18 protein-coding genes are annotated in these 19,211 nt (G+C 55.4%); 3 read left to right on the top strand and 15 right to left on the bottom strand.

The features are described from left to right. Positions 1–5: 5 nt before the first annotated feature. The 4 genes from sucC to folK all read right to left on the bottom strand — a co-directional run bounded on the left by sucC (position 6) and on the right by folK (position 2,873). Entirely contained in the window at positions 6–1,169 is a 1,164-nt protein-coding gene (gene sucC, locus N909_RS0107010; protein ID WP_029913396.1) for an ADP-forming succinate--CoA ligase subunit beta, read from the bottom strand. Positions 1,170–1,439: 270 nt separating this feature from the next. Continuing rightward, positions 1,440–2,081: a fructose-6-phosphate aldolase gene (fsa, locus tag N909_RS0107005; protein ID WP_029913393.1), complete on the bottom strand. Its 642-nt coding sequence runs from the start codon at positions 2,079–2,081 to the stop codon at positions 1,440–1,442. A 23-nt stretch (positions 2,082–2,104) separates the two neighbouring features. Next, entirely contained in the window at positions 2,105–2,356 is a 252-nt protein-coding gene (locus N909_RS0107000; protein ID WP_029913391.1) for a PP0621 family protein, read from the bottom strand. A gap of 4 nt (positions 2,357–2,360) precedes the next feature. Further along, on the bottom strand, positions 2,361–2,873 hold the full coding sequence (gene folK / locus N909_RS25040) for a 2-amino-4-hydroxy-6-hydroxymethyldihydropteridine diphosphokinase (protein ID WP_036683467.1): 513 nt from the start codon (positions 2,871–2,873) through the stop codon (positions 2,361–2,363). A gap of 65 nt (positions 2,874–2,938) precedes the next feature. Here folK and N909_RS0106990 point away from each other — a divergent pair, with 65 nt between their 5' ends. Continuing rightward, the gene (locus tag N909_RS0106990; RefSeq protein WP_029913385.1) at positions 2,939–3,352 is read left to right on the top strand and encodes a VOC family protein; all 414 of its coding nucleotides are present in this window, start codon (positions 2,939–2,941) and stop codon (positions 3,350–3,352) included. Between the two features lie 11 nt (positions 3,353–3,363). Here N909_RS0106990 and glgC read toward each other — a convergent pair whose 3' ends face one another. From glgC to N909_RS0106945, 9 genes are all read right to left on the bottom strand, one after another. Further along, positions 3,364–4,647: a glucose-1-phosphate adenylyltransferase gene (gene glgC, locus N909_RS0106985; protein WP_029913374.1), complete on the bottom strand. Its 1,284-nt coding sequence runs from the start codon at positions 4,645–4,647 to the stop codon at positions 3,364–3,366. A 501-nt stretch (positions 4,648–5,148) separates the two neighbouring features. Continuing rightward, positions 5,149–6,042, bottom strand: a complete 894-nt coding sequence (locus N909_RS0106980; RefSeq protein ID WP_029913372.1) for a DMT family transporter — start codon at positions 6,040–6,042, stop codon at positions 5,149–5,151. Positions 6,043–6,130: 88 nt separating this feature from the next. Then, positions 6,131–7,000, bottom strand: a complete 870-nt coding sequence (locus N909_RS0106975) for a carboxylate/amino acid/amine transporter (protein ID WP_029913370.1) — start codon at positions 6,998–7,000, stop codon at positions 6,131–6,133. A gap of 197 nt (positions 7,001–7,197) precedes the next feature. After that, the gene (locus N909_RS0106970) at positions 7,198–7,857 is read right to left on the bottom strand and encodes a glutathione S-transferase family protein (RefSeq protein ID WP_029913368.1); all 660 of its coding nucleotides are present in this window, start codon (positions 7,855–7,857) and stop codon (positions 7,198–7,200) included. Positions 7,858–7,972: 115 nt separating this feature from the next. After that, the gene (locus N909_RS23720) at positions 7,973–9,940 is read right to left on the bottom strand and encodes a sensor domain-containing diguanylate cyclase (protein ID WP_051689582.1); all 1,968 of its coding nucleotides are present in this window, start codon (positions 9,938–9,940) and stop codon (positions 7,973–7,975) included. A 234-nt stretch (positions 9,941–10,174) separates the two neighbouring features. Then, entirely contained in the window at positions 10,175–11,485 is a 1,311-nt protein-coding gene (locus N909_RS0106960; protein WP_029913363.1) for an MFS transporter, read from the bottom strand. A 456-nt stretch (positions 11,486–11,941) separates the two neighbouring features. Next, a complete protein-coding gene (locus tag N909_RS0106955) occupies positions 11,942–12,214 on the bottom strand; it encodes a DUF1488 family protein (RefSeq protein ID WP_029913361.1) in 273 nt (90 codons plus the stop codon). Positions 12,215–12,360: 146 nt separating this feature from the next. Beyond that, positions 12,361–12,612, bottom strand: coding sequence for a hypothetical protein (locus tag N909_RS0106950; protein WP_155005886.1), 252 nt, complete (start codon positions 12,610–12,612; stop codon positions 12,361–12,363). A gap of 158 nt (positions 12,613–12,770) precedes the next feature. Next, positions 12,771–13,889, bottom strand: a complete 1,119-nt coding sequence (locus tag N909_RS0106945) for a sensor histidine kinase (protein WP_029913358.1) — start codon at positions 13,887–13,889, stop codon at positions 12,771–12,773. Between the two features lie 458 nt (positions 13,890–14,347). Here N909_RS0106945 and N909_RS0106935 point away from each other — a divergent pair, with 458 nt between their 5' ends. Next, positions 14,348–14,980, top strand: a complete 633-nt coding sequence (locus N909_RS0106935; RefSeq protein WP_029913356.1) for a hypothetical protein — start codon at positions 14,348–14,350, stop codon at positions 14,978–14,980. 8 nt (positions 14,981–14,988) lie between these two features. Here N909_RS0106935 and N909_RS0106930 read toward each other — a convergent pair whose 3' ends face one another. Together N909_RS0106930 and N909_RS0106925 are read right to left on the bottom strand one after the other, a co-directional pair. Then, positions 14,989–15,333, bottom strand: coding sequence for a cupin domain-containing protein (locus N909_RS0106930; RefSeq protein WP_029913354.1), 345 nt, complete (start codon positions 15,331–15,333; stop codon positions 14,989–14,991). A gap of 27 nt (positions 15,334–15,360) precedes the next feature. Beyond that, positions 15,361–16,641, bottom strand: coding sequence for a response regulator transcription factor (locus tag N909_RS0106925; protein WP_029913351.1), 1,281 nt, complete (start codon positions 16,639–16,641; stop codon positions 15,361–15,363). A 142-nt stretch (positions 16,642–16,783) separates the two neighbouring features. On the opposite strand from N909_RS0106925, the gene N909_RS0106920 reads away from it, so the two are divergent. Beyond that, positions 16,784–19,186 carry a discoidin domain-containing protein gene (locus tag N909_RS0106920; protein ID WP_029913349.1) on the top strand — a complete coding sequence of 801 codons (2,403 nt, stop codon included), beginning with the start codon at positions 16,784–16,786 and terminating at the stop codon, positions 19,184–19,186. The last annotated feature ends 25 nt before the right edge of the window (positions 19,187–19,211 follow it).

The following is a 19,211-nucleotide window of genomic DNA, read 5'->3' as shown; positions in this document are numbered from 1 at the left end:
TCTCCTTAACCGTTGACGGCTTTGACGATTTTCTGGGCGGCGTCGGCCATGCCGTCGGCACTGACGATATTCAGTCCCGATTCAGCCAACATCTTCTTGCCGATTTCGACATTGGTCCCTTCCAGGCGGACCACCAGCGGCACCTTGACGCCGACCTGCTTGGCGGCTTCGATAATCCCGGTCGCGATAACGTCACACTTCATGATACCGCCGAAGATGTTGACCAGAATCCCTTCCACTTTTTCGTCGGAGAGAATGATTTTGAAGGCTTCCGTGACCCTTTCGATGGTTGCACCACCACCGACATCAAGGAAGTTGGCCGGCTCGCCGCCGGTATGTTTGATGATGTCCATGGTCGCCATGGCCAGACCGGCGCCGTTGACCATGCAGCCGATGTTGCCGTCCAGGGCGATGTAGGACAGGTCGTACTGGGAGGCCTCGATTTCCATGGGGTCCTCTTCGTCATAATCACGCAGGTCGCGGATGCGGATATGCCGGAACAGGGCGTTGTCTTCCAGATTCAGTTTGGCGTCAAGGCAGATGAGATTGCCTTCGACGGTCTGGATCAGCGGATTGATTTCCAGCAGGGAACAGTCCGTTTCGATAAAGGCCTTGTAGAGATTACTCAGCAAGGGGACGGCCTGTTTGACCTGGGGCATGGCGAAGCCCAGTTTGAACGCCACCTTGCGCGCCTGGAAGGCGGTCAGTCCGACGACCGGATCAATGGCTTCGAAAAAGATCTTTTCCGGGGTTTTCGCGGCAACCTGTTCGATGTCCATACCACCCTCGGCAGAGGCCATCAGGGTCACCTTGGAGGTGGCCCGATCGACCAGAAAGGACACATAAAATTCATCGGCAATGTTGCTCCCCTTTTCGACCAGCACCCGTTTGACAACCTTGCCTTCCGGGCCGGTCTGGTGGGTGACCAGGGTCATGCCGAACATGCTGCGGGCGAACTGTTTGACTTCGTCCGCGGTTTTGGCAATTTTAACACCGCCGCCCTTGCCGCGGCCGCCGGCATGAATCTGGGCTTTGACCGCCCAGGGGCCGTCGCCAAGGCGGCGTGCCCAGTCGCGGGCAGAGTTGCTGTTGTAGACCACGTGCCCTTCCGGAACAGGAACACCGAAATTGCGTAGAATCGCCTTTGCCTGATACTCGTGAATGTTCATTGCGTCCTCACATGGTTAGAAAAAAGATACGGGTTCGTTGCCGAATGCCGCAAACAAGATGAATCAAAGACCTACAAATTTGGAACTGCCCTGCGTATACCTGAGAGCCACATTGAAGTCAAGCTGTCAGGGGGGTAGAAAATGAGCAAATTAAATCAATGTTTTATCTTGCTGCAAAGGAAAATATAACTGATAACGTATAAAAAGACAAAGCCGGAAGATAGGCTTCCGGCTTTGTCTTTTTACTGTTGTACGGGAATGGGGAACTGATTATTTGGTCTTCTCCCAGTCGGCCAGGAACTTGGCAATGCCGACATCGGTCAACGGATGTTTTGCCAGTTGGGTTATGACCGCATAAGGGATGGTGCAGATATCGGCACCGATCAACCCGGCATTCAGCACATGCATGGGCGAGCGCACCGAGGCGACGATGATTTCGGTCGAGTAGCCGTAATTGTCGAAAATGGTCCGAATCTGTTCAACCCCTTCCATCCCTTCCTGACCGACATCGTCGAGGCGGCCGACAAAGGGGGAGACGTAGGTTGCGCCGGCTTTGGCGGCGAGCAGGGCCTGCAGGGGCGAAAAAATCAGGGTGACGTTGGTGTTGATCCCTTCGCTGCTGAACTGTTTGGTGGCCTTAAGACCCTCGGTGGTCATCGGGACTTTGATGACGATGTTGTCATTGATTCTGGCCAGCTCACGCCCTTCGCTGAGCATACCCGGCGCATCCAGAGCAATGACCTCGGCTGAAATAGGGCCGTCGACAAGGGCGGTGATTTCGGTGAGGACCTCTTTGAAGTCGCGGCCGCTTTTGGCGATCAGGCTGGGGTTGGTGGTGACTCCGTCAACCAGTCCCAAGTCGTGAGCAGCGCGGATTTCCTCAACTTCAGCGGTATCAATAAAAAACTTCATCTGAACGACTCCCTGTAAAAGGTTTAATGGCCTTGCGCGTCTTTAAATTTCTTCAGGCATTCTTTGGAGCAGAAATAGTACTCGCGGCCATGAAAGTTGGCTTTGATGGCATCGCTTTGCGGAAGGTAGGTTCCGCACTGCGGATCTTCAACCATGGTTTCTCCCTGGTTGGTACGATTGAGCGGTCGCCTGGATTTGCCGGAACGCAGCAGCAGTCCGGAAAAAAAGGAGTAGACGACGAATCCGAGCAGGGCCAGAAGCAGAAGTTTGATCATAAGATTACCATGCTTTGTGTAGACAATGAATTCCCTCTTCCGGGGGCAACTTATCAAGCAGCTCCAGCATTGAGCATTGTAACTGCGGATGCTGCAGCTGGGGGGCCAGATCGCAAAGCGGGCGCAGCACAAAGTGCCGCTCTGCCAGGCGGGGGTGCGGCAACGTCAACTGTTTGCTGTCCAGAACCTGATTGTCGACAAATAACAGATCAATGTCCAGAGGGCGCGGCCCCCAGTGAACGGTCCTGACCCTGCCGGACTCATGCTCCAGCTGCTGGCAAAACAGGAGCAGTTCAACGGCCGTTAATTCCGTAGCGATTTCGAGGACGGCATTCATGAAATCGGGTTGCCCCTGGGGGCCACCAACGGGTGGCGTAGAATACAGTGGGGAACTGGCTTTGAGCTGGACCCGTGGGTGTGCCGCCAGCTGTTGCCGGGCTCGCCGAAAATGGGTCAAGGGATGATCGATATTACCGCCGAGGCCGAGAAAAGCTCGACTCTGATTTCGCTCTGTCATAACCTGAGGCATTAAAGCACAAGCCGGGAAATAAAATCAATTTGCCAATCGCGGGGATGACATAAATGCAGTTGAATCTCACTCTGGGTGTGACCGATTTGCAGCGGAGCCAAATATTTTACAGCGAAATTCTCGAGCTGGAAGTCGACAGTCAGCCGGCGCACAACAGCCGGCCGGCATTTCTGCTGGTCAGATGCGGAGCAACCCGCCTTGTTTTGCAACCCCTGGCCGTCTTGGAAGCCCAGCATCCGGCCCTGTTGCAGAATCTCAGTCGCGATACCCTGGGGGTTGGTCTGCAACTGGAATTCAGCTGTCCGGATATGAGTGCGCTTTTGCACAGGCTGCAGGCGCGGCACTGGCCGATCCTCTATGAACTCGAAGATCAGGAACATCAGCGCCGCGAACTATGGTTGCACGATCCCGACGGCTACCTGCTGGTCTTGAACGAGGAGCAGGAGCCGGCCGGTCGCCGACCCTGAGTGCGGCTGGATTACGCGTACCCTTCCGGCTGACCGAGCATTCCGCGGGTGACCAGCACAATCCCTTTTTCCGTGATCCTGAAACCGTTTTTCCGATCCTCTTCCGGGTCATAGCCGATCACCATCCCTTCGGGGATTTCACAACCACGATCAAGGATGGCCCGTCTGATTTTGCAGTTTCGATGGATAACCACTTCCGGCAGGATGACCGCTTCGTCGACGGTCGAGAAGGAGTGGACCCGGACATTGGAAAAGAGCAGGGATTTATTAAGCCTGGAGCCGGAAATGATGCAGCCGCCGGCAACGGTCGAATCGACGGCCATGCCGCGGCGATCATCATCGTTGAAGACAAACTTGGCCGATGGCAGGTGCATCTGATAGGTCCAGATCGGCCAGTTGGGATTGTAGAGGTTCAGTTCGGGGGCCGGGGAGATCAACTCCATGTTGGCTTCCCAGAAGGCATCGAGGGTCCCGACGTCACGCCAGTAGGCACGTTCGCCAGTTTCCTGATCGCGGAAAGGATAGGCGTAGACGGCATGGTCCTTGATAATGGAGGGGATGATATTCTTGCCGAAGTCATGTTCGGACTCCGGGTTCTTACCGTCCCGGCGCAGATTCTCAAACAGAAAATCAGTATTGAAAATATAATTTCCCATGGAAGCCAGGGTCATGCCGGGCTTGCCAGGAATTTCCGCAGGGTGGGCCGGTTTTTCCTGAAAGCCGATAATCCGTAGATCCTCATCGATCTCCATCACTCCGAATGCGCCTGCCGCCTCTTCCACGGGGACTTCCAGGCAGGAGACCGTCATATCGGCTCCCGATTCCACGTGTGCCAGCAGCATGGAACGATAGTCCATGGTATAGACATGGTCGCCGGAAAGAACCAAGACGTACTTGGGACGTTCGGCGCGAATAATATCCAGATTCTGGTAAACCGCATCCGCCGTCCCCTGGTACCATTCATCGGAAAAGCGCTGGGATGCCGGCAGGACTTCGACAAACTCCCCCAATTCCTTTTTGAAATGACTCCAGCCCCGGACCAAGTGGCGGATCAGGGAGTGGGACTTGTATTGGGTCAGTACGCCGATTCGGCGGATCCCTGAATTGATGCAGTTGGAGAGGGGGAAATCGATGATCCGGTATTTGCCACCGATATAGACCGCCGGCTTGGCGCGCCAGTTGGTCAGTTCATACAGCCGTGATCCTCTGCCCCCGGCCAGAACGAGGGCAAAGGTATCTTTGACCAGGTGATCGACATAGCGGTAGACAATGTGACGGTCGGATTTGTTGGGCATGTTTTCTCCTTGCCGGGTGATAGAAACAGAACTGCAGTCAGCTGGAATGACTCTTTATCAGGTTGTTGAAAAAGTCCATCCTGGTTTTTTTCAAGCCCGGTAGAGAAAAGTGCCATTTTCTCCACCTTACAAAATCAATGACTTACAAGACGTTATTGATTTTGATCGCCCGTCCATGGGCTCAACAACCTGTTGTATAGTTAGTTGCCATCCGGAAACTCCGAAGGGCAACGGCTAAGTTTTCAGATTGGAAACGAGCAATTTTTCGTTGTGGCAAGGACATCAAGGGGTTGCGCGGAGGCGTAGTCCTTTACGCCGTACAAGAAAACCCGCAGATTGACACCGCCACAGCGGAAAAGGGCCGTTTCCGGATGAAAACTAGTTACATTAAAGATTAGTCGCTTTTATGTGTCCCGGCAACCGTTGTTCTGGGATTTTTCTCACTGGTTTGGGGCGGCTGAACGAGTGGCTGAAGCCCTCGGCGGGAGCAGGTGGCCTGGCTTATGCCGCTTTGCGATTGGTCAGGTAGACCCCGCAACTGACCAGAATCAGACCGGTCAGCAAGGACAGGGTCAGGGGTTCCCCAAGCAGCCAGACCGAGAGCATGACCCCGCTGACCGGGACAAAATTGATGAACTGCCCGGCTCTGGTCGAGCCGATTTTTTGAATCCCCTGATAATACCAGATAAACGCCAACACTGTTCCACACAGGCCCAGGTAAAACAGGCAGATCCAGGCGGATAAAGAATATTTGGGCAACTGCGCAAGCAGCCCTTCGTGCAGAGCGACCGGGCATAGCAGCACGGTGCCGACCAGGGAGGAATAGGTCACGGCTTCCAGTGGGGAAAAACCGCGCATGGCAATCCGCCCGACCAGCGAGTAAACCACCCAGCTGACCACGCAGCCGAAGATATACAGCTCTCCTTTGCCGATTCCTTGCGCAATAATTTGCTGCGGGTGGCCGTGGGTAATGACCACCAGCGCTCCGAAAATCGACAACAGGATTCCCGCAAGCTTCGGCAGGGTCAGCTTCTCGCCCAGTAGTAGAGCGGCGAACAGGGCAATGATGATCGGGTTGTTGGCAATGATCACCGCCGCCCGACTCGCTTCGATCAACTCCAACCCTTTAAAGAAAAAAGCGTTGTAGGAGAAAATTCCACTCAGTCCGAGCAGCAGGAGCGGGAGCCACTGATTTTTGCGGATTCGGGGCAGTCCGCCAGAGGTCCGCAGGCAGATCAACACCAGCGCAACGGAAGCGATACTGAAACGGATAAAGGCCGAAGAAAAGGGGGCCGCATAGCTGCCCAGCAAGCGCCCGGCAATAAATGTCCCCCCCCAGAATATGGCCATGAACAGCAGTTTGAGGTAGGTGGTCAGGGTTGAATCTGCAGGCATGGTCCAATAAGTCTCAAGCGGGTTTGAGGATAATGTCAGTGCCGGAGGTGTTTCCGCCTGTTCAGGCCGCTGACCGGGGAACCGATTTTCAGTTGAATTCCGGCCGGTTTTGCGGCTGCTTGCCCCAGCGTTCATGCAGAATCAGCGAGAACAGCAGCACTGCGCCACCGATGCTTAGTCGGAGCAGGTCGGCGTCGCGGTTCCAAATCAGCAGGTTGACCACGAGTCCGGCGGGAATCAGGGCATTGTTCATGATCGCCAAGGTTCCGGCATCGACCTTGGTGGCCCCTTTGTTCCAGAAGAAATAACCCAGCCCCGAGGCGATCACGCCCAGGTAGATGAGGATTTCCCATTGCAGCGGGGTGGTCGGCAGTTTGGCCGGGTTACCGAACAGCAGCCAGGTGATCACAGTGACAACCAGCGCGCCCAGATAGAAATAACCGAAGATTGCCCGCTGTGAAAGGATATTTTTTTCTTTTTCCAACAGCACCTTGTAGCCGACCTGGCCCAGGGCAAAACAGATGTTGGCGCCCTGGACCACCAGGAAACCGACAAAAACCTGCTCACCGATGCCGTTGTAACGGATGATTCCCGCCCCCAGCACTGCGAGCAGTGCTGTGACCAGATAGCGTGCGCTGAACCGCCCCTGCATGAGATCAAAGATCAGGGTGACATAGACCGGGGTCAGAATGGTGAAAATGAGGACTTCGGGGACGGTCAGGAGCAGGAACGACTGGTAGTAAAACACGTACATGCAGCCGAGCTGAATGGCGCCCAGGGCCATCATTTTGGCCGCTAGTTTGAGCGGAGCCGGGCGCAAAAACGGTAGAAAAATCAGCGCTGCCAGCGCAACCCGGGTGAGCACGGAAAAATACGCATCGACCTGGCCGGCCAGATAAACGCCGATCAGGCTGAAAGAAAATGCCCAAAGAATAGTGATAGCGCAAAGATAACCCATAATCCATTCATCCTTTGATACGTCTGCTGCAGGCCCAAAAAGCACAGAGCCCGAAAGATGTCGGATGGATGAATTGCTGACGGGCTCTGCTCATGATCATGCCCTGAGCGCTCTGTTTAGTCAACCCGGAGATTGTCAATGGTTGACGAATCAGATAATGCGGTCGCTATCAGCTCTCAAACGGTTTTCGCGGTGGCTTATTCGTCTTTGAGGCCGACCTCTTCGGCAGGGATAATTTCGGTTTCCGCCCTTGCCTGTTCCTGCCACAGCTTGATTCGGGGGTGATCCAGCACGGTCTGGACATACTGCCGGGCCAGGGTGGACAAAGGTGGATTGTAGCTGGCAAAACGCATGACAACAGGAGCGAACATGCAGTCGGCAATGGAAAATGTGCCGAACAGCCAGGGGCCTTGGGAACTGTGTTCGCGAAGACAGTCTGACCAGATTGCGTCGATCCGGTCAATGTCCCGTTGCAATTCCTCAGTCATGGCGACCTGGCGCTGGTGGGCTCTGCAGTTCATGGGCATCTGCCCCCGCAGAGCGAAAAAACCGGAATGCATCTCAGCACAGCAGGAGCGGGCTTTGGCCCTGGCGACGTGATCGCTGGGCCAGCCCTGGCCGGAGAGAAAGGTTTCGGAAATATATTCACAGATAGCCAGCGAGTCCCAGACCGTTATTTCCCCGTCCAGCAATACAGGAACCCGCCCAGCCGCGGAATACTGTCTGATCGCTGCGGCCGTGTCCGGGGTTGACAGTGGAATGCGGATTTCTTCAAACGGAAGGTCAAACCCTGCGAGCATAAACCAAGCCCGTAGCGACCATGAAGAGTAGTTTTTGTTGCCGATAACCAGTTTCACAGCGACCTCCAGTGGTTGGGGAATTTGTCTGGCACAGCCAGAACGAAGATATCAGTTTAGCATTTTTTGCTGATTTGAAAACGATCCTGATTCAACAGGGTCGGTCAATCCTATCTCATGGTTGATTTGTGGGTTGCGGATTGGGACCTGGCGGCAGCGGTTGGCCGAATTCCACCCGATTGCGGCCGCGGCTTTTGGCCAGATAAAGCGCCTTGTCAGCCCGGCTGATAATATCCCGCACCTTGTCGTCGGGCTGACTCAGGGCCAGACCGAAGCTGGCGGTTTTGTGGCCGACCGGGGAACTGTGATGGGCCTGGAGCGCCTGGCGCAGGTTCTCGGCCATTTCGAGTAGACCGTCGTGGTCGGTTTTGGGGCAGACAATCAGAAATTCCTCGCCGCCCCAGCGTCCGGTGGTATCTGTCTGGCGAGTCTTATTCGCCAGCAGCTCAGCCGTTTCTTTCAGGAATTGATCGCCGACCTGATGGCCATGGGTGTCGTTGACTTCCTTGAAATGGTCCAGGTCCAGCAGGATCACGCCGAAAGGCATTCCGAAGCGTCGGAAGCGGGCCAGTTCATCCTCCAGAACTTCGTCGAGCTTATGGCGATTGGCCAGCCCGGTCAGCCGGTCGGTCAAGGCCAGGGTTTCAAGGATTTCCGCCTCTTTCTCCTTGATCTTTTCGCGCAATTCCAGGGCGACGAGATCTTTGGTCCGTTTGCCGAGTTCCTGGGTCATATTGCTGAAGTTATTGCTTAACCGGTCAATCTCCCTGATTCCGACCGTACCCGGCGGAGCGCTCTCAAAAGCGGCGCCGAGGCCACCGGTCAGCTTGGACAGGTTTTCGATCGGTTCCGCAATCCGGGCCGCCAGCCTGCTCGATTTATGCTGCAGGTAAAGGAAGAAGGCCGCATAAAAGAACAGCATTGCAACAATGGCGCCGATTCCGATCCGTTTACTCAGCGCATCAAGCGCATAGATCGGCGTAAAGATGGCTGACTTGTCAACCAGGGTGAGCAGCCGCCAGCCGGTCGCCGGGACGATCTCCTGGCTGACCAGGTACGGGGTCCCGGCAATCGTCAGTTCCGCCAGGTCGGCCCGGTTCAGAAACAACTCCTTGAGAGCTGCGTCAATGGGCAACTCCTGGTTGCTCAACAGGTTGTATTCGCCGCGCTGAGCCAGGACCGCCGTGTCCGCCAGAGGTGCCCCCTGGGTTTTCAGCGGCGGCAACCCGAGCAGTTCTGCCAGCTCGGCCGGGATCGCCAGGATCGAGCCATTCTCCTCAACCATGAATGCCTGCGCGTTCCAGGGCAGCTGGAGATCGAGGATCTGCTTGACAAAGACATCGAGGGTCACGTCGACACCGCTGACCCCTTCGAGGAAATCGCCCCGGTAGATGGGGACGACATTGGAAATCATCCAGCCCTGGCCGGCCGGATCCAGATAAACTCCGGTCCAGACCGGCAGCCGTTGCGGGTTGTGGCGGGCATCGGCCTGATAATAAAAGTTGAAGGCGGTCAGGTTGAGGGCCGGCCCGAACTGCTCGGGCGCATTGTCCAGAAACGGATAGATGCGGACCATATTGTCCCAGGTATTCAGATACGCCTGGGTAATGATCGGGCTGGTCTGCACCACGGAGATCAGGATGTCATCCAGCTTTTCACTGCACAGCGCCTTTTTTTTCTCAACGGTCCCAATGGGGGTTGAGGCCGAATAATACAGGCTGGCGCCGCCGTTGTTATTGGTTTTGTAATAGGCCCCGTTGCGGTGAACGGCAAACCTTGGGGTCCCGTTGGGAAGATAACAGCTGTCCGGGGTGGCAAAGAACTTTTCATGATCCCGCTGCAGGATGGCGGCATAGCGGGATACCTCCTGCAATTGGGTGTTGATAGTGTTGACCTCCCGGCGGGTTACGTCGCGAAGGTGTTGGCTGACTTCAGTGAACAGGGTTTGCTTGTTGTGCTCTGAGATATAGGCATTGATGCCGAAGTAAAGCAGCACCAGCGCCAGCTCGATCATCAGGATGGGAACCAGCGAACTGGTCAGCGCACTTCGATAAATAAGTCCCTGCAGGTTTTTTGAACTCATTCGAGGCATGCAGATCCTCATTGGTCCGGAGGTTGGCTGATTTCCCCGGCCTCTTGCAGACCGAGCCTGCCGTCGAAAGTCCGCAAACCTCGGTCCAGCCGGTCTCCTGACGGGACATGGGGAAATAAGCTGGCGAAAGCTTACCATTTATATCGGGTATTTTCAAAGAACTCTGCTGCCGATTGGCAGCAAAGGGGCTATGCCTTGTCGCAGGTCAGCAGGAGAGCGCCTGAATTATTCGACTTCGGGAAGAGAGATGGCCAGGACCGCTCCGGCGACTCCCAGCAGTGACAGCAGCAAAATAATGGTGCTGATGGACAAAACAGTACTGAGCGCACCGCTGAACCCCATGATCAGCAGGATGATGCCGATCATGGTATTACTGACCGAGACATAATCGGTCCGTTTGTTCCCTTCGGCCAGGTCGACCACGTAGGTTTTGCGACCGACCCGGACCCCCTGGTGGGCGATACTCAAAATGAAATAGACCGCAGGCAGCAGCCAGGGCAGGGCCAGCCAGCCGGGGTGGACACTGTCGATCAGGTAGACGCTGATCCCCAGAATCGCTGTCATGATCGCCGCGGCAATCATCACCTTACGGCTGGAGCGATCGGCGAACCGTCCCCAGAATGGTGCGGACAGCAGGCTGGCCGCACCGCTGGCCAGAATGAACAGGCCGAGCAGGGAGACCGGAGAGCCCAGGTTTTTCTGGGCCAGGACCACGTAATAAGGAGCGGTCAGTGCGGAACAGAGGAGCAGCGCACGGGTGATGACAAAGCGCCGGAACGGTTGGTCGCGGCGGAGAATATCAAGGCGTTTGATGGCTTCGACCAGGGCATTCCGGCCGCCCTCAGTGGCGCCGGGGAATTCTTTGATGCGGGCATAAACCAGCGCAGCGAGCAGCCACAGGGCTCCGGCAGCGATCAACATAACGGCGTAGTTGAGCGGGGTCAGCGCCTGGTTGGAGCTGAACAGAAACAGCAGCCCGAGGCCGACCGTCACCAGGCCGGAACTGCTGGCGGACCAGCCGGTGACCTGACCGCGGCGGGTTTTGGGGATGGTTTTGCCGATGACATCCTTGGACGCGACCGAGCTGAGCCCGCGGGCCAGACTGAACAGGGTGAGCAGGGCGATGATGCACCATCCCGCCAGCGCGCCCCGCAGGGTCCAGGCCACAATCCCGATACTGACCATGGCTGCTGCCTGAAGGATACTGCCGAATATCCAGACCCCTTTGCGGATCTCCTGTTTGCGGATGAAGCCTGCGATGACCAATTGGGGAAGCAGCGAGCCCGATTCACGAATCGGCACCAGGAAACCGATCAGGTATAAAGGGGCATGGATTGTTTCCATGACCCAGGGCAGAACGACTTTGGGATTGGCAACCGCATCTCCGAGTTGGCTGAAAAAATGGCTGAAAACCATCAGCAGAAAATTACCCGGGACAACCTGACAGGCCTCTTCACTGATGGAGTTACAAGCTCTGGCATCTTCTTCACCGACCAGTTTTTCGTAGAGACTTTGGGCGAGGTGCTGTTGTGTCATGGTGAAGCCCTCCATGTGTTTTGCCGTCGAGATGACCAGTTCTCATTACCCTCTTGGCTACTTAGTTTTCATCCGGAAACGGCCCTTTTCCGCTGTGGCGGTGTCGATCTGCGGGTTTTCTTGTGCGGCGTAAAGTACTACGCCTCCGCGCAACCCCTTGATTTCCTTGCCACAACGAAAAATTTCTCGTTTCCAATCTGAAAACTTAGCCGTTGCCCTTCGGAGTTTCCGGATGGCAACTACTTAATTAATTATAGCGACGATATCTTTTTAACATAATTTTGTGGGTAATGCGAAGGGGAGGGTGGACCGCAGAAACAATCGGGGGCAGGGGAACCCAGCAGCAAGAAGGCACCGGAAATGAGCCGGTGCGGCTGGGTTGGGACTTTTAAACAGCAGCTGTGCTGAAGGAGCAGGGGGTAACGGTGGGCTCCTTCAGGGGGCCTGGGGGAACAGTTACATGGCGTCTTTTGAAACATCCTCAGCGGTGACCCAAACCAGATTTTCTTCAAGCTGGCCGGCACGGATTTTCTGCTCTGCAATGGCCAGCAGGCTTGATTTGCTGGCCTGGAACTGAGACATCGGATCGGTCTCACCGTTGGCGGGGTCGATGGCGCGCAATGCTGCCAATGTCATACGACAGAAGATGCTTTCGTCGTCAACTTTGGCCCGGTAGGAAACACCGCCATCAGGGGACATGACAGCCGGGCCGCAAAAGAAAATGTTCATGGACTTCTCCTTGGAAATGGTCGATTGGATATCGCCACGGGGTGACTATTCATCATACATATCATAAAAAAAGATCAGATGAAAGCAGTCGTCTGAGCATCTTTATACCCTGGCCATGTTAGGCATTTATAAGCGGTCCGGCTAGATTACAGGCGGCGAAACTGCCGCCAGATTTCTGCCGGAACCTGATAGCATTCCTTGAGCCATTTTTCATTATCCTGAACGAAGCCGAGCGATTCCCGCTGGACAGCCAGCACCCAGAGCCGGGTGGCCGCGTCGACGCACAAATCATTTAATTGCGCGGCAGGCATATTTTCCTGCCGGGCCTGGCGAAAACGATTAAGCGCCGTTTCCAGTTTTTCCCCGGCCCGTCCCAGAGCGGAGGCTTTTTCCTGCATGATTTCAAGATCCTGTGGATTAAATTTTTTCGCCCACATGAATTGATGAACCTCTTTCCGTCTCAAGACAATCAGTCAGTGCGGTTGTAATGAATAATGCATAGTCGTTCTTGCGCTGGTCACTGCAAACCGCTTCGTGATGATGCCTGCTCCCGGTTTTATCGCGGCAATGAAAAGCTGAAGGTTGTCCCCTGCTCCTGCGAAGAATGAAAATTGACTTTTCCACCGAGGATTTTCTCACCGAAAAACTTCATTGAGAAGGTTCCGATCCCCCGCCCGGCCTGCTCTTTGGTGGAGAAATTCCGCTGAAAAATACGCCGGGCAACCTCTGCTGGGATCATTTGATCGTTCCAGACATGAAAGGTCAGGCGTTTGGGGTCCGCCAGTGACCAGATGCGGACCGATCCCGCTGACTCCGTGGCTTCCAGGGCATTGGTGACCATGTTGCACAGGACCCGTGATAATAAGGAACTATCCGTGATCACCACGGCGTCCGCGGCTGCTTCGGTAAACTGAAGAGACTTGCCCTGGGCCGCCGGGTGGGTGGAAAAAAAGTTTTTTAATTCCTTAAACACCTCTGCTGCGGATATCCTGTGGTGCAGGGGCTGGTAGCTGCAGGATTCGGTTTGGGTCAGACAACGCTGAATGGCGATTTCTTTATGCAGGCGAACGGCTGCCTGGTGCAGATTTTTGGCCAGGGGAATCGGCGTTTGCCTGACCAGGAGTTCGCTGGCGCCTTCCAGGGCCGCCAGCATATTATTGATATCGTGAAAAAAGGTCCGTTCCAGGGCGGCCCGCTGTTGCTGCAGGGTGACATCCTGAAGGAACAGTAAAAGGAACCTTTCCCCGTCGATCAGGATCGGTTGGGAGCGGACCTGCAGCGCAAGATCGATCTCCTCATCGCCTTTTCGGGTTGTCAGCGCGCAGATTCTTTCCACCGGTTTATTCTGCTCCAGACTGGAAACGATGGCGATGGCCGCCCCACAACTCGAACACATCCTGGTGGTTCCGCAGCAGGCGGATTCCTCCTGCACGTAAGTGCATTGCAGGGCTTCGCCCGGTCGCAGGCCCAGGGCTTCGTCAGCGGACTCAAGGTTGAGCATTTGCAACAAAGAGTCGTTGACCGCCACAATCTGCCGTTGTTCGTTCAGGACTGCGAGCAGACCGTTGATGGAATAGAGCAGGCCACTGACCACCGGGTGTGCGCTGAGAATTTCAATTTGCGCCGCCAGTTTTTTTGAGCCCGTTTTGGCGGCCGGAGCGAAAAAACTCTTCATAGCATTCTCCCTCGGTAAAAGGACATGCCCGGGCAGAGTTGCCGAGAAGCATTATCCTGCCGTCACCCCTGGTGTTTGAGCGTCAGGAGCGCGCCGGCCGGGATGGGCATAGGAGCGGGTGACGAGGCGATCTTGCGGCCAGTCAAAAAAACAAAAAACCGCCCCTGCTTTGTTCAGCAGGCTGCGGTTTGGCAAATGTTTCTCAAAACTGGTCTCTTCATGGCATCCCCCATTCTCAAAAATTACTGCAAAAGCCGCTAAAGATCAAGAATGGGCGATCCGCCAGTCGTCCAGCGGGACCAGGGCCTGGCTTGGCTATGGTGTAGAAGCGACTGTAACAAAAAGTAGTCAAGATCAAACAGACAGGAAAGATCCTTCCGCAGTAAACTACCGCTTCGCGGAGCTGAAGCTAAGGCTCGCTGTTTTCCCGGCGAGGATAACGAAAGGGTAGCATGCCCATGTGGCGTAAATATTTTTTAGGGTTTATCTTCTGTCTGCTGACGACCCCGGTTTGGGCCGGGACCGCTGAAATCAGTTTTAACGACAGCAGTTTTCAGTTCCTGTACGAATACCTTTTTCAGCATCAGAATGATAACGCTGATGCTCCCCCTGCGGCACCGGAAGAGGCCTTACCCGAGCTGTTCAGCGGCCACTACGGACTCGTTATCGCCAATGCACGCTACCTACACAACGATGATAAGGATATCGAAATGTTCAGCGGCGGACTGGACCTGGCCGGCCAGCCTTTTATCGATAACCCGACCTTGCAAATGCGTATCGGAGCGAAGCTCTATACCGGAAAAGCCAATGGAAAAGTCGATTTTCTGAACATCGCCATCGCTTTGCGCGGCGAGTATGTCATTCCGGACACCGAGCGGATGGGGATATCGGTCGGTTTCAACTATGCACCCAAAGTTTTTTCCTTTGGGGATTCAGCTCACCTGATGGAAACTGAAGTTCGTTTGAGTTATGCTCTTTTTCCCCGCTTGAATGCCTTTATCAGCTATCAGAACATTCGTTGCGACCTGGTTGATGATGAGCGGGTCGGCGTTGATAATTCCGTACGGCTCGGGTTTTCCGGACTGTTCTGAGGGTACGCTTATGGGGCCGGGACGTCGTTGCAGGACGGCGGATAAAAAACGGCCAGCCACAGGGTCAGTTGTGCTGGATCGGTGCGGCTGACCCGGTGCTTGACATGCGCCGGCAGCAGCAGATAATCACCTCGTTTCAGCTCCTGCTCACGACCGTCTGCAAACTGAATCGTGGCCGAGCCCTCCAGCACCATGACCCATTCGTGCTCTTCCTGGTCGTACCAGCCGGACGCCGGCGAACTGTGCCCCCTGGAGACAATCCTTTCAATGCGCACCATTTTGGAGTGAACCAGCTCCAGGAACTCTTCTTCCGCCAGCTCAACCGGTAACTTGTCAAAAATATTGCCTAGCATAACATGTCCTGACGGTTTGGAAGCCGCTCACCCCCGGCTGTTGATCAAGCTGGCCAAGTCCTTCCGACTGCGCATCCCCAGCTTATCATAAACCCGCTTCATGTAGGTTTTGACCGATGATTCCGAAATATCCAGCTGGCTGGCGATGTCCCGGTAGGTCGTCCCGTTCAAACTGTGCTGGAGAACCAGACATTCCCGGTCGGACAGTTGCAGCCGGATGCTGTCGGGAAGGGTGATCTGCACAGGTTCGGGCTGGGCAACCGGCTGGGACGGACTCTGCTCGGCAAACCATTGTTGAATGCGCCAGCGGTAATAGTAAAGGCTCAATGCGGCCAGGTTCAGGCAGATCAGCCCGGTTAGGGCGATGCTGCCGGCGTATTGCTGCAGGCTGGCGCCGAGCAGCTGCCCACCGCTGACGCCGAGACACAGGGTTGCCAGGCCGAAACCGAAAGCGCGAATCGGTTCGTTAAAGGAGAGCAGATAGACAATAAGAAACAGGTCGATGATCCCCTGACCCGCCTGCATACTGAACATGGCACAATTCACCGCCAGCGGTTGCCGGGTCTGCAGCAGGATAAAGGACAGCATGGCCAGCAGGATTCCACCCATCAGGGAGAGTTCGCGGCTGCTCTTGACCAGCCTTGCGCTGGCGCTGACCGTCCCAATGTAGAAAAACAATTCCAGACCCGGGAGCACGGCCTGATCAAGATAAGCCGGGTACATAAAGCTGTACATCAGGCCGCCGACCAGATGAAAGAGCAGAATAAAGGGCAGAAACAGCCAGAGTTCTCCCAGGGCGGATTTTCTTTTTTGCAACGACTGGGCAGGCAGTGCTTTTGGTTTCAGCAGCAGACTGAGCAGGGGCAGGCTGAGGAGCGCGAAGAACCAAGGTGAGTTCTGTGCTTGAGTCAGCAGGGCAAACAGCACCAGATTGGCCCCGACCAGACCACTTGCTGCATGGCCGACAGGGGTGGCCGACTGCCGCAGGCGAGCGCAGGCCGCAACCGCCACCAGGGCCCCGCTGAATCCCAAGAGCATTCCGATCCAGGGGAGCGCCGTGCCGAAAAACGGCAGTAGACTGGTCAACAGGACCGTAAGAACAGCCCCGTAGGGGAGGAGCCGCTCCAGTTGCACCTTTGAACAGCGATAACCGAGCAGAAACAGGCCCAACACATGGGGCAGCAGAAAATAGAATGACAGCGCCGGCAGCCCGTTTGCAGAAAGCAGTGGGCCATCCATGGGAACGGCCAGAAGCCAGGTGACAAAGGCGGCAAAGGAAAAAACTGGAGAGCAGTGTCTGGCAGTCATAATTGGCATCGTGGTTGATGTATATTCAGTATTTTTCTGTCTTTTTTAGTGGAAAGTTGACAAAAAGTCGACTTTATTTTCCCCTATATTAATGTTTGTTTAGGTCTCAATACAAAACCGACAGGTGAAAGGAGATCTGAACATGCTGAAGAGGGGTTACAGGTTGTTTATTTTAGGTCTGGTGTTGTTGTTGGCCGGACTGTTGGGGTGTGACGGTGATGACAACCACACCAGGGACAGTGCTGGCGAAGGGGATTCCAACCTTTCCACGGTCACCGCGGGGGTGGCGGTCGACCCTTACATCATCGGCGCGCTCTTTTTTGAGGACAAGAACAATAATGGTCTTCAGGATGAGGGGGAACAACTCTCCACCGTCACTGATGAAAACGGTTATTTCAGCTTTGCCGAGCCGCTCACTATTGGCAGTACGCTGGTGATGAAAGATCCCGGCACTCATCAGGGCCTGCCCTTCACCCTGATTCTGAAACGCCAGATCAATGCCGAGGACGCTGGCCAGGTGGTTGTTTCACCGCTGACCACTTTATTGGCCGCGGGATTGAGTGCCGATGAACTGCTGACCTTGTTGAGCGATGCCGGGCTGCCTTGGGCCGCCCAATTGCAGCCGGCTGATCTGTCCAGCGACCCGCTGGCGGCCATAACCGGCCTCTCCGCCGGCCAACTGACCGATGACGACCTCGCCCTGCTGCGCACCGATTTCGTCGCCTATTCCGTCATGGAATTCATGAATCGTTTTTCGCCCCGGGAGCTGACTGCGGAGCGTATTGCCGCCGCCCTGGACAGCGAAGATTTTTCCCAACTGCTCTTTGACACCGTCGAACTGCTCTGCAGTAAGAGCATGCTCGAAGACGCGGATTTGGACCTGGCCGGACGGGCCGCCGGAATGCCGGCGCTGACCATGGATGATCTGGCAACGACCATCCCCGCTATTCTCTATTGGTGGACCGGGCAATTTTATGAGGATCTGATCAACAATCGCTATGATTTCCCGGTCATTGACGATATTGCCGAGCAACTGGGCAGCTTTGTCCTGGCTTTGGCCCCCTATAATTATGCCTTGCACCGGTTGGACAATCCGGCCGTGACTCCGGCCGATTTTCTGGCCGCCGAGCTGCTCCCCCTGGCCGCCGATTCCTACGTGATGCTGGCCAATGACGGCAGTCAGGGTGTTCGCCTGGTCAGCAACGAGATTTCTCTGACGGATGAAACCTTCCAGGATCGCTCTTATGTTTTCGGTGGAGCTGTGCTGCACTTCTCCGCAACCGGTGACTGGAGGGCAATATCCGCTGAGGATGGTGTCGTCGATCTACAGCAGGGAACCTGGTCCCGAACGGGCAACGATGTACAGTTGGTTGATAATACTGACAGTGCTGCCTATACTCTGACCCTGGTCGGCGAGTGGCCCGAGTATCTGCGGTTTATGACGACCGATCCGGTTTTGGGGGACGAACGAAGCGGGGTTATGAATCTACCGCTGGCAAAAGTCCGTCAGTTTGACAGTAGCGATCTGGCCGGGCGGACCTTTTTGATTGATGACGACGATTGTCTGGGAGCGACGGATTTTTGCGGCGGGCGGGTCGTCTTTGGTGCTTACGATGCCGAAAATGGTTTAGGAACGGCGACCCTGTATATGTTTGACGCCGATAACACCGCTCCGGTCGTCGCTGACTGGCGTTTTGCCGAGGATGATGCCGTTGTTATCGAGACGGCGGATGAAACCAGTGAGCTGTATTTTTACGGGGATGATGGAAACGTCGTCGTGGTGACCTCTCAGGGTGATACCGTCATTGACGTTGCGGGCGAAAAAATGTTTCCGCCTGACATTCCTGAAGCGATCGGCAGCGGGGTTTATACGGTTGCCTCAACCGTTGGCGAAGAACTGACCCTGTACGCCGGCAATCAGTACAGCTGGAATGATGGGACCCAGGTAGAAAGCGGAACCTTGAACTATGACAGTGCGACCGGCGAACTGACCCTGTCCAGCGGCGAAGCCGTGAGCGTCCGAATCTGGTTCTATGGGGTGGCCGGTGAGACGGCGACGGAATTCCCCTTTTATTACGAGGATTATGACGGGGGAACCGTCGTTGCCTCGGGTTTCGATAAATTGATTTATAAAGAAGCGGCTCCCGTTCAGACCGCGAATCTGGCTTTGAATAAATCGGTCAGCGCCCTGACCAATACCCAGCAGGGACTTCCTGAATATGTGACCGATGGCGACGTCAATACCTGGTGGTATAGCTATCAGGGCGTCAACAACAGCTGCCAGTTTGTCGTTGATCTGGGGGCTGAGTACAGCATCGGTGAGGTTGTCCTGGGGGTTCTGCAGACCGAAGAGATGACTCTTGAATCCTCCGTTGATGGAACGGATTGGACGACGCGACATCAGCAGAGCGGGCTTTGGTTGACGACGACCGACCCTGTCCTGTCTTTCCCGGTACCGTTTTCGGCCCGCTATCTGCGCTATACTGGACACAACGCACAAACGGCCTGGATCGGGATGAAAGAAATAGAGGTGTTCGCTCCGTAACCACGCGGTGGTAAAACGGGCCCGG

Origin of the sequence: Pelobacter seleniigenes DSM 18267, assembly GCF_000711225.1 — a bacterium.
GTDB lineage: Bacteria > Desulfobacterota > Desulfuromonadia > Desulfuromonadales > Geopsychrobacteraceae > Seleniibacterium > Seleniibacterium seleniigenes.
Note: the sequence above shows the minus strand (reverse complement) of the source record. Positions and strands in the feature narration are given on the sequence as shown.

What these genes read in the sequence shown, in the direction of transcription:
- sucC (WP_029913396.1), bottom strand. Translation starts at nt 1,169, where the DNA reads ATGAACATTCACGAGTATCAGGCAAAGGCGATTCTACGCAATTTCGGT.
- fsa (WP_029913393.1), bottom strand. Translation starts at nt 2,081, where the DNA reads ATGAAGTTTTTTATTGATACCGCTGAAGTTGAGGAAATCCGCGCTGCT.
- N909_RS0107000 (WP_029913391.1), bottom strand. Translation starts at nt 2,356, where the DNA reads ATGATCAAACTTCTGCTTCTGGCCCTGCTCGGATTCGTCGTCTACTCC.
- folK (WP_036683467.1), bottom strand. Translation starts at nt 2,873, where the DNA reads ATGACAGAGCGAAATCAGAGTCGAGCTTTTCTCGGCCTCGGCGGTAAT.
- N909_RS0106990 (WP_029913385.1), top strand. Translation starts at nt 2,939, where the DNA reads ATGCAGTTGAATCTCACTCTGGGTGTGACCGATTTGCAGCGGAGCCAA.
- glgC (WP_029913374.1), bottom strand. Translation starts at nt 4,647, where the DNA reads ATGCCCAACAAATCCGACCGTCACATTGTCTACCGCTATGTCGATCAC.
- N909_RS0106980 (WP_029913372.1), bottom strand. Translation starts at nt 6,042, where the DNA reads ATGCCTGCAGATTCAACCCTGACCACCTACCTCAAACTGCTGTTCATG.
- N909_RS0106975 (WP_029913370.1), bottom strand. Translation starts at nt 7,000, where the DNA reads ATGGGTTATCTTTGCGCTATCACTATTCTTTGGGCATTTTCTTTCAGC.
- N909_RS23720 (WP_051689582.1), bottom strand. Translation starts at nt 9,940, where the DNA reads ATGAGTTCAAAAAACCTGCAGGGACTTATTTATCGAAGTGCGCTGACC.
- N909_RS0106960 (WP_029913363.1), bottom strand. Translation starts at nt 11,485, where the DNA reads ATGACACAACAGCACCTCGCCCAAAGTCTCTACGAAAAACTGGTCGGT.
- N909_RS0106955 (WP_029913361.1), bottom strand. Translation starts at nt 12,214, where the DNA reads ATGAACATTTTCTTTTGCGGCCCGGCTGTCATGTCCCCTGATGGCGGT.
- N909_RS0106950 (WP_155005886.1), bottom strand. Translation starts at nt 12,612, where the DNA reads ATGCAGGAAAAAGCCTCCGCTCTGGGACGGGCCGGGGAAAAACTGGAA.
- N909_RS0106945 (WP_029913358.1), bottom strand. Translation starts at nt 13,889, where the DNA reads ATGAAGAGTTTTTTCGCTCCGGCCGCCAAAACGGGCTCAAAAAAACTG.
- N909_RS0106935 (WP_029913356.1), top strand. Translation starts at nt 14,348, where the DNA reads ATGTGGCGTAAATATTTTTTAGGGTTTATCTTCTGTCTGCTGACGACC.
- N909_RS0106930 (WP_029913354.1), bottom strand. Translation starts at nt 15,333, where the DNA reads ATGCTAGGCAATATTTTTGACAAGTTACCGGTTGAGCTGGCGGAAGAA.
- N909_RS0106925 (WP_029913351.1), bottom strand. Translation starts at nt 16,641, where the DNA reads ATGACTGCCAGACACTGCTCTCCAGTTTTTTCCTTTGCCGCCTTTGTC.
- N909_RS0106920 (WP_029913349.1), top strand. Translation starts at nt 16,784, where the DNA reads ATGCTGAAGAGGGGTTACAGGTTGTTTATTTTAGGTCTGGTGTTGTTG.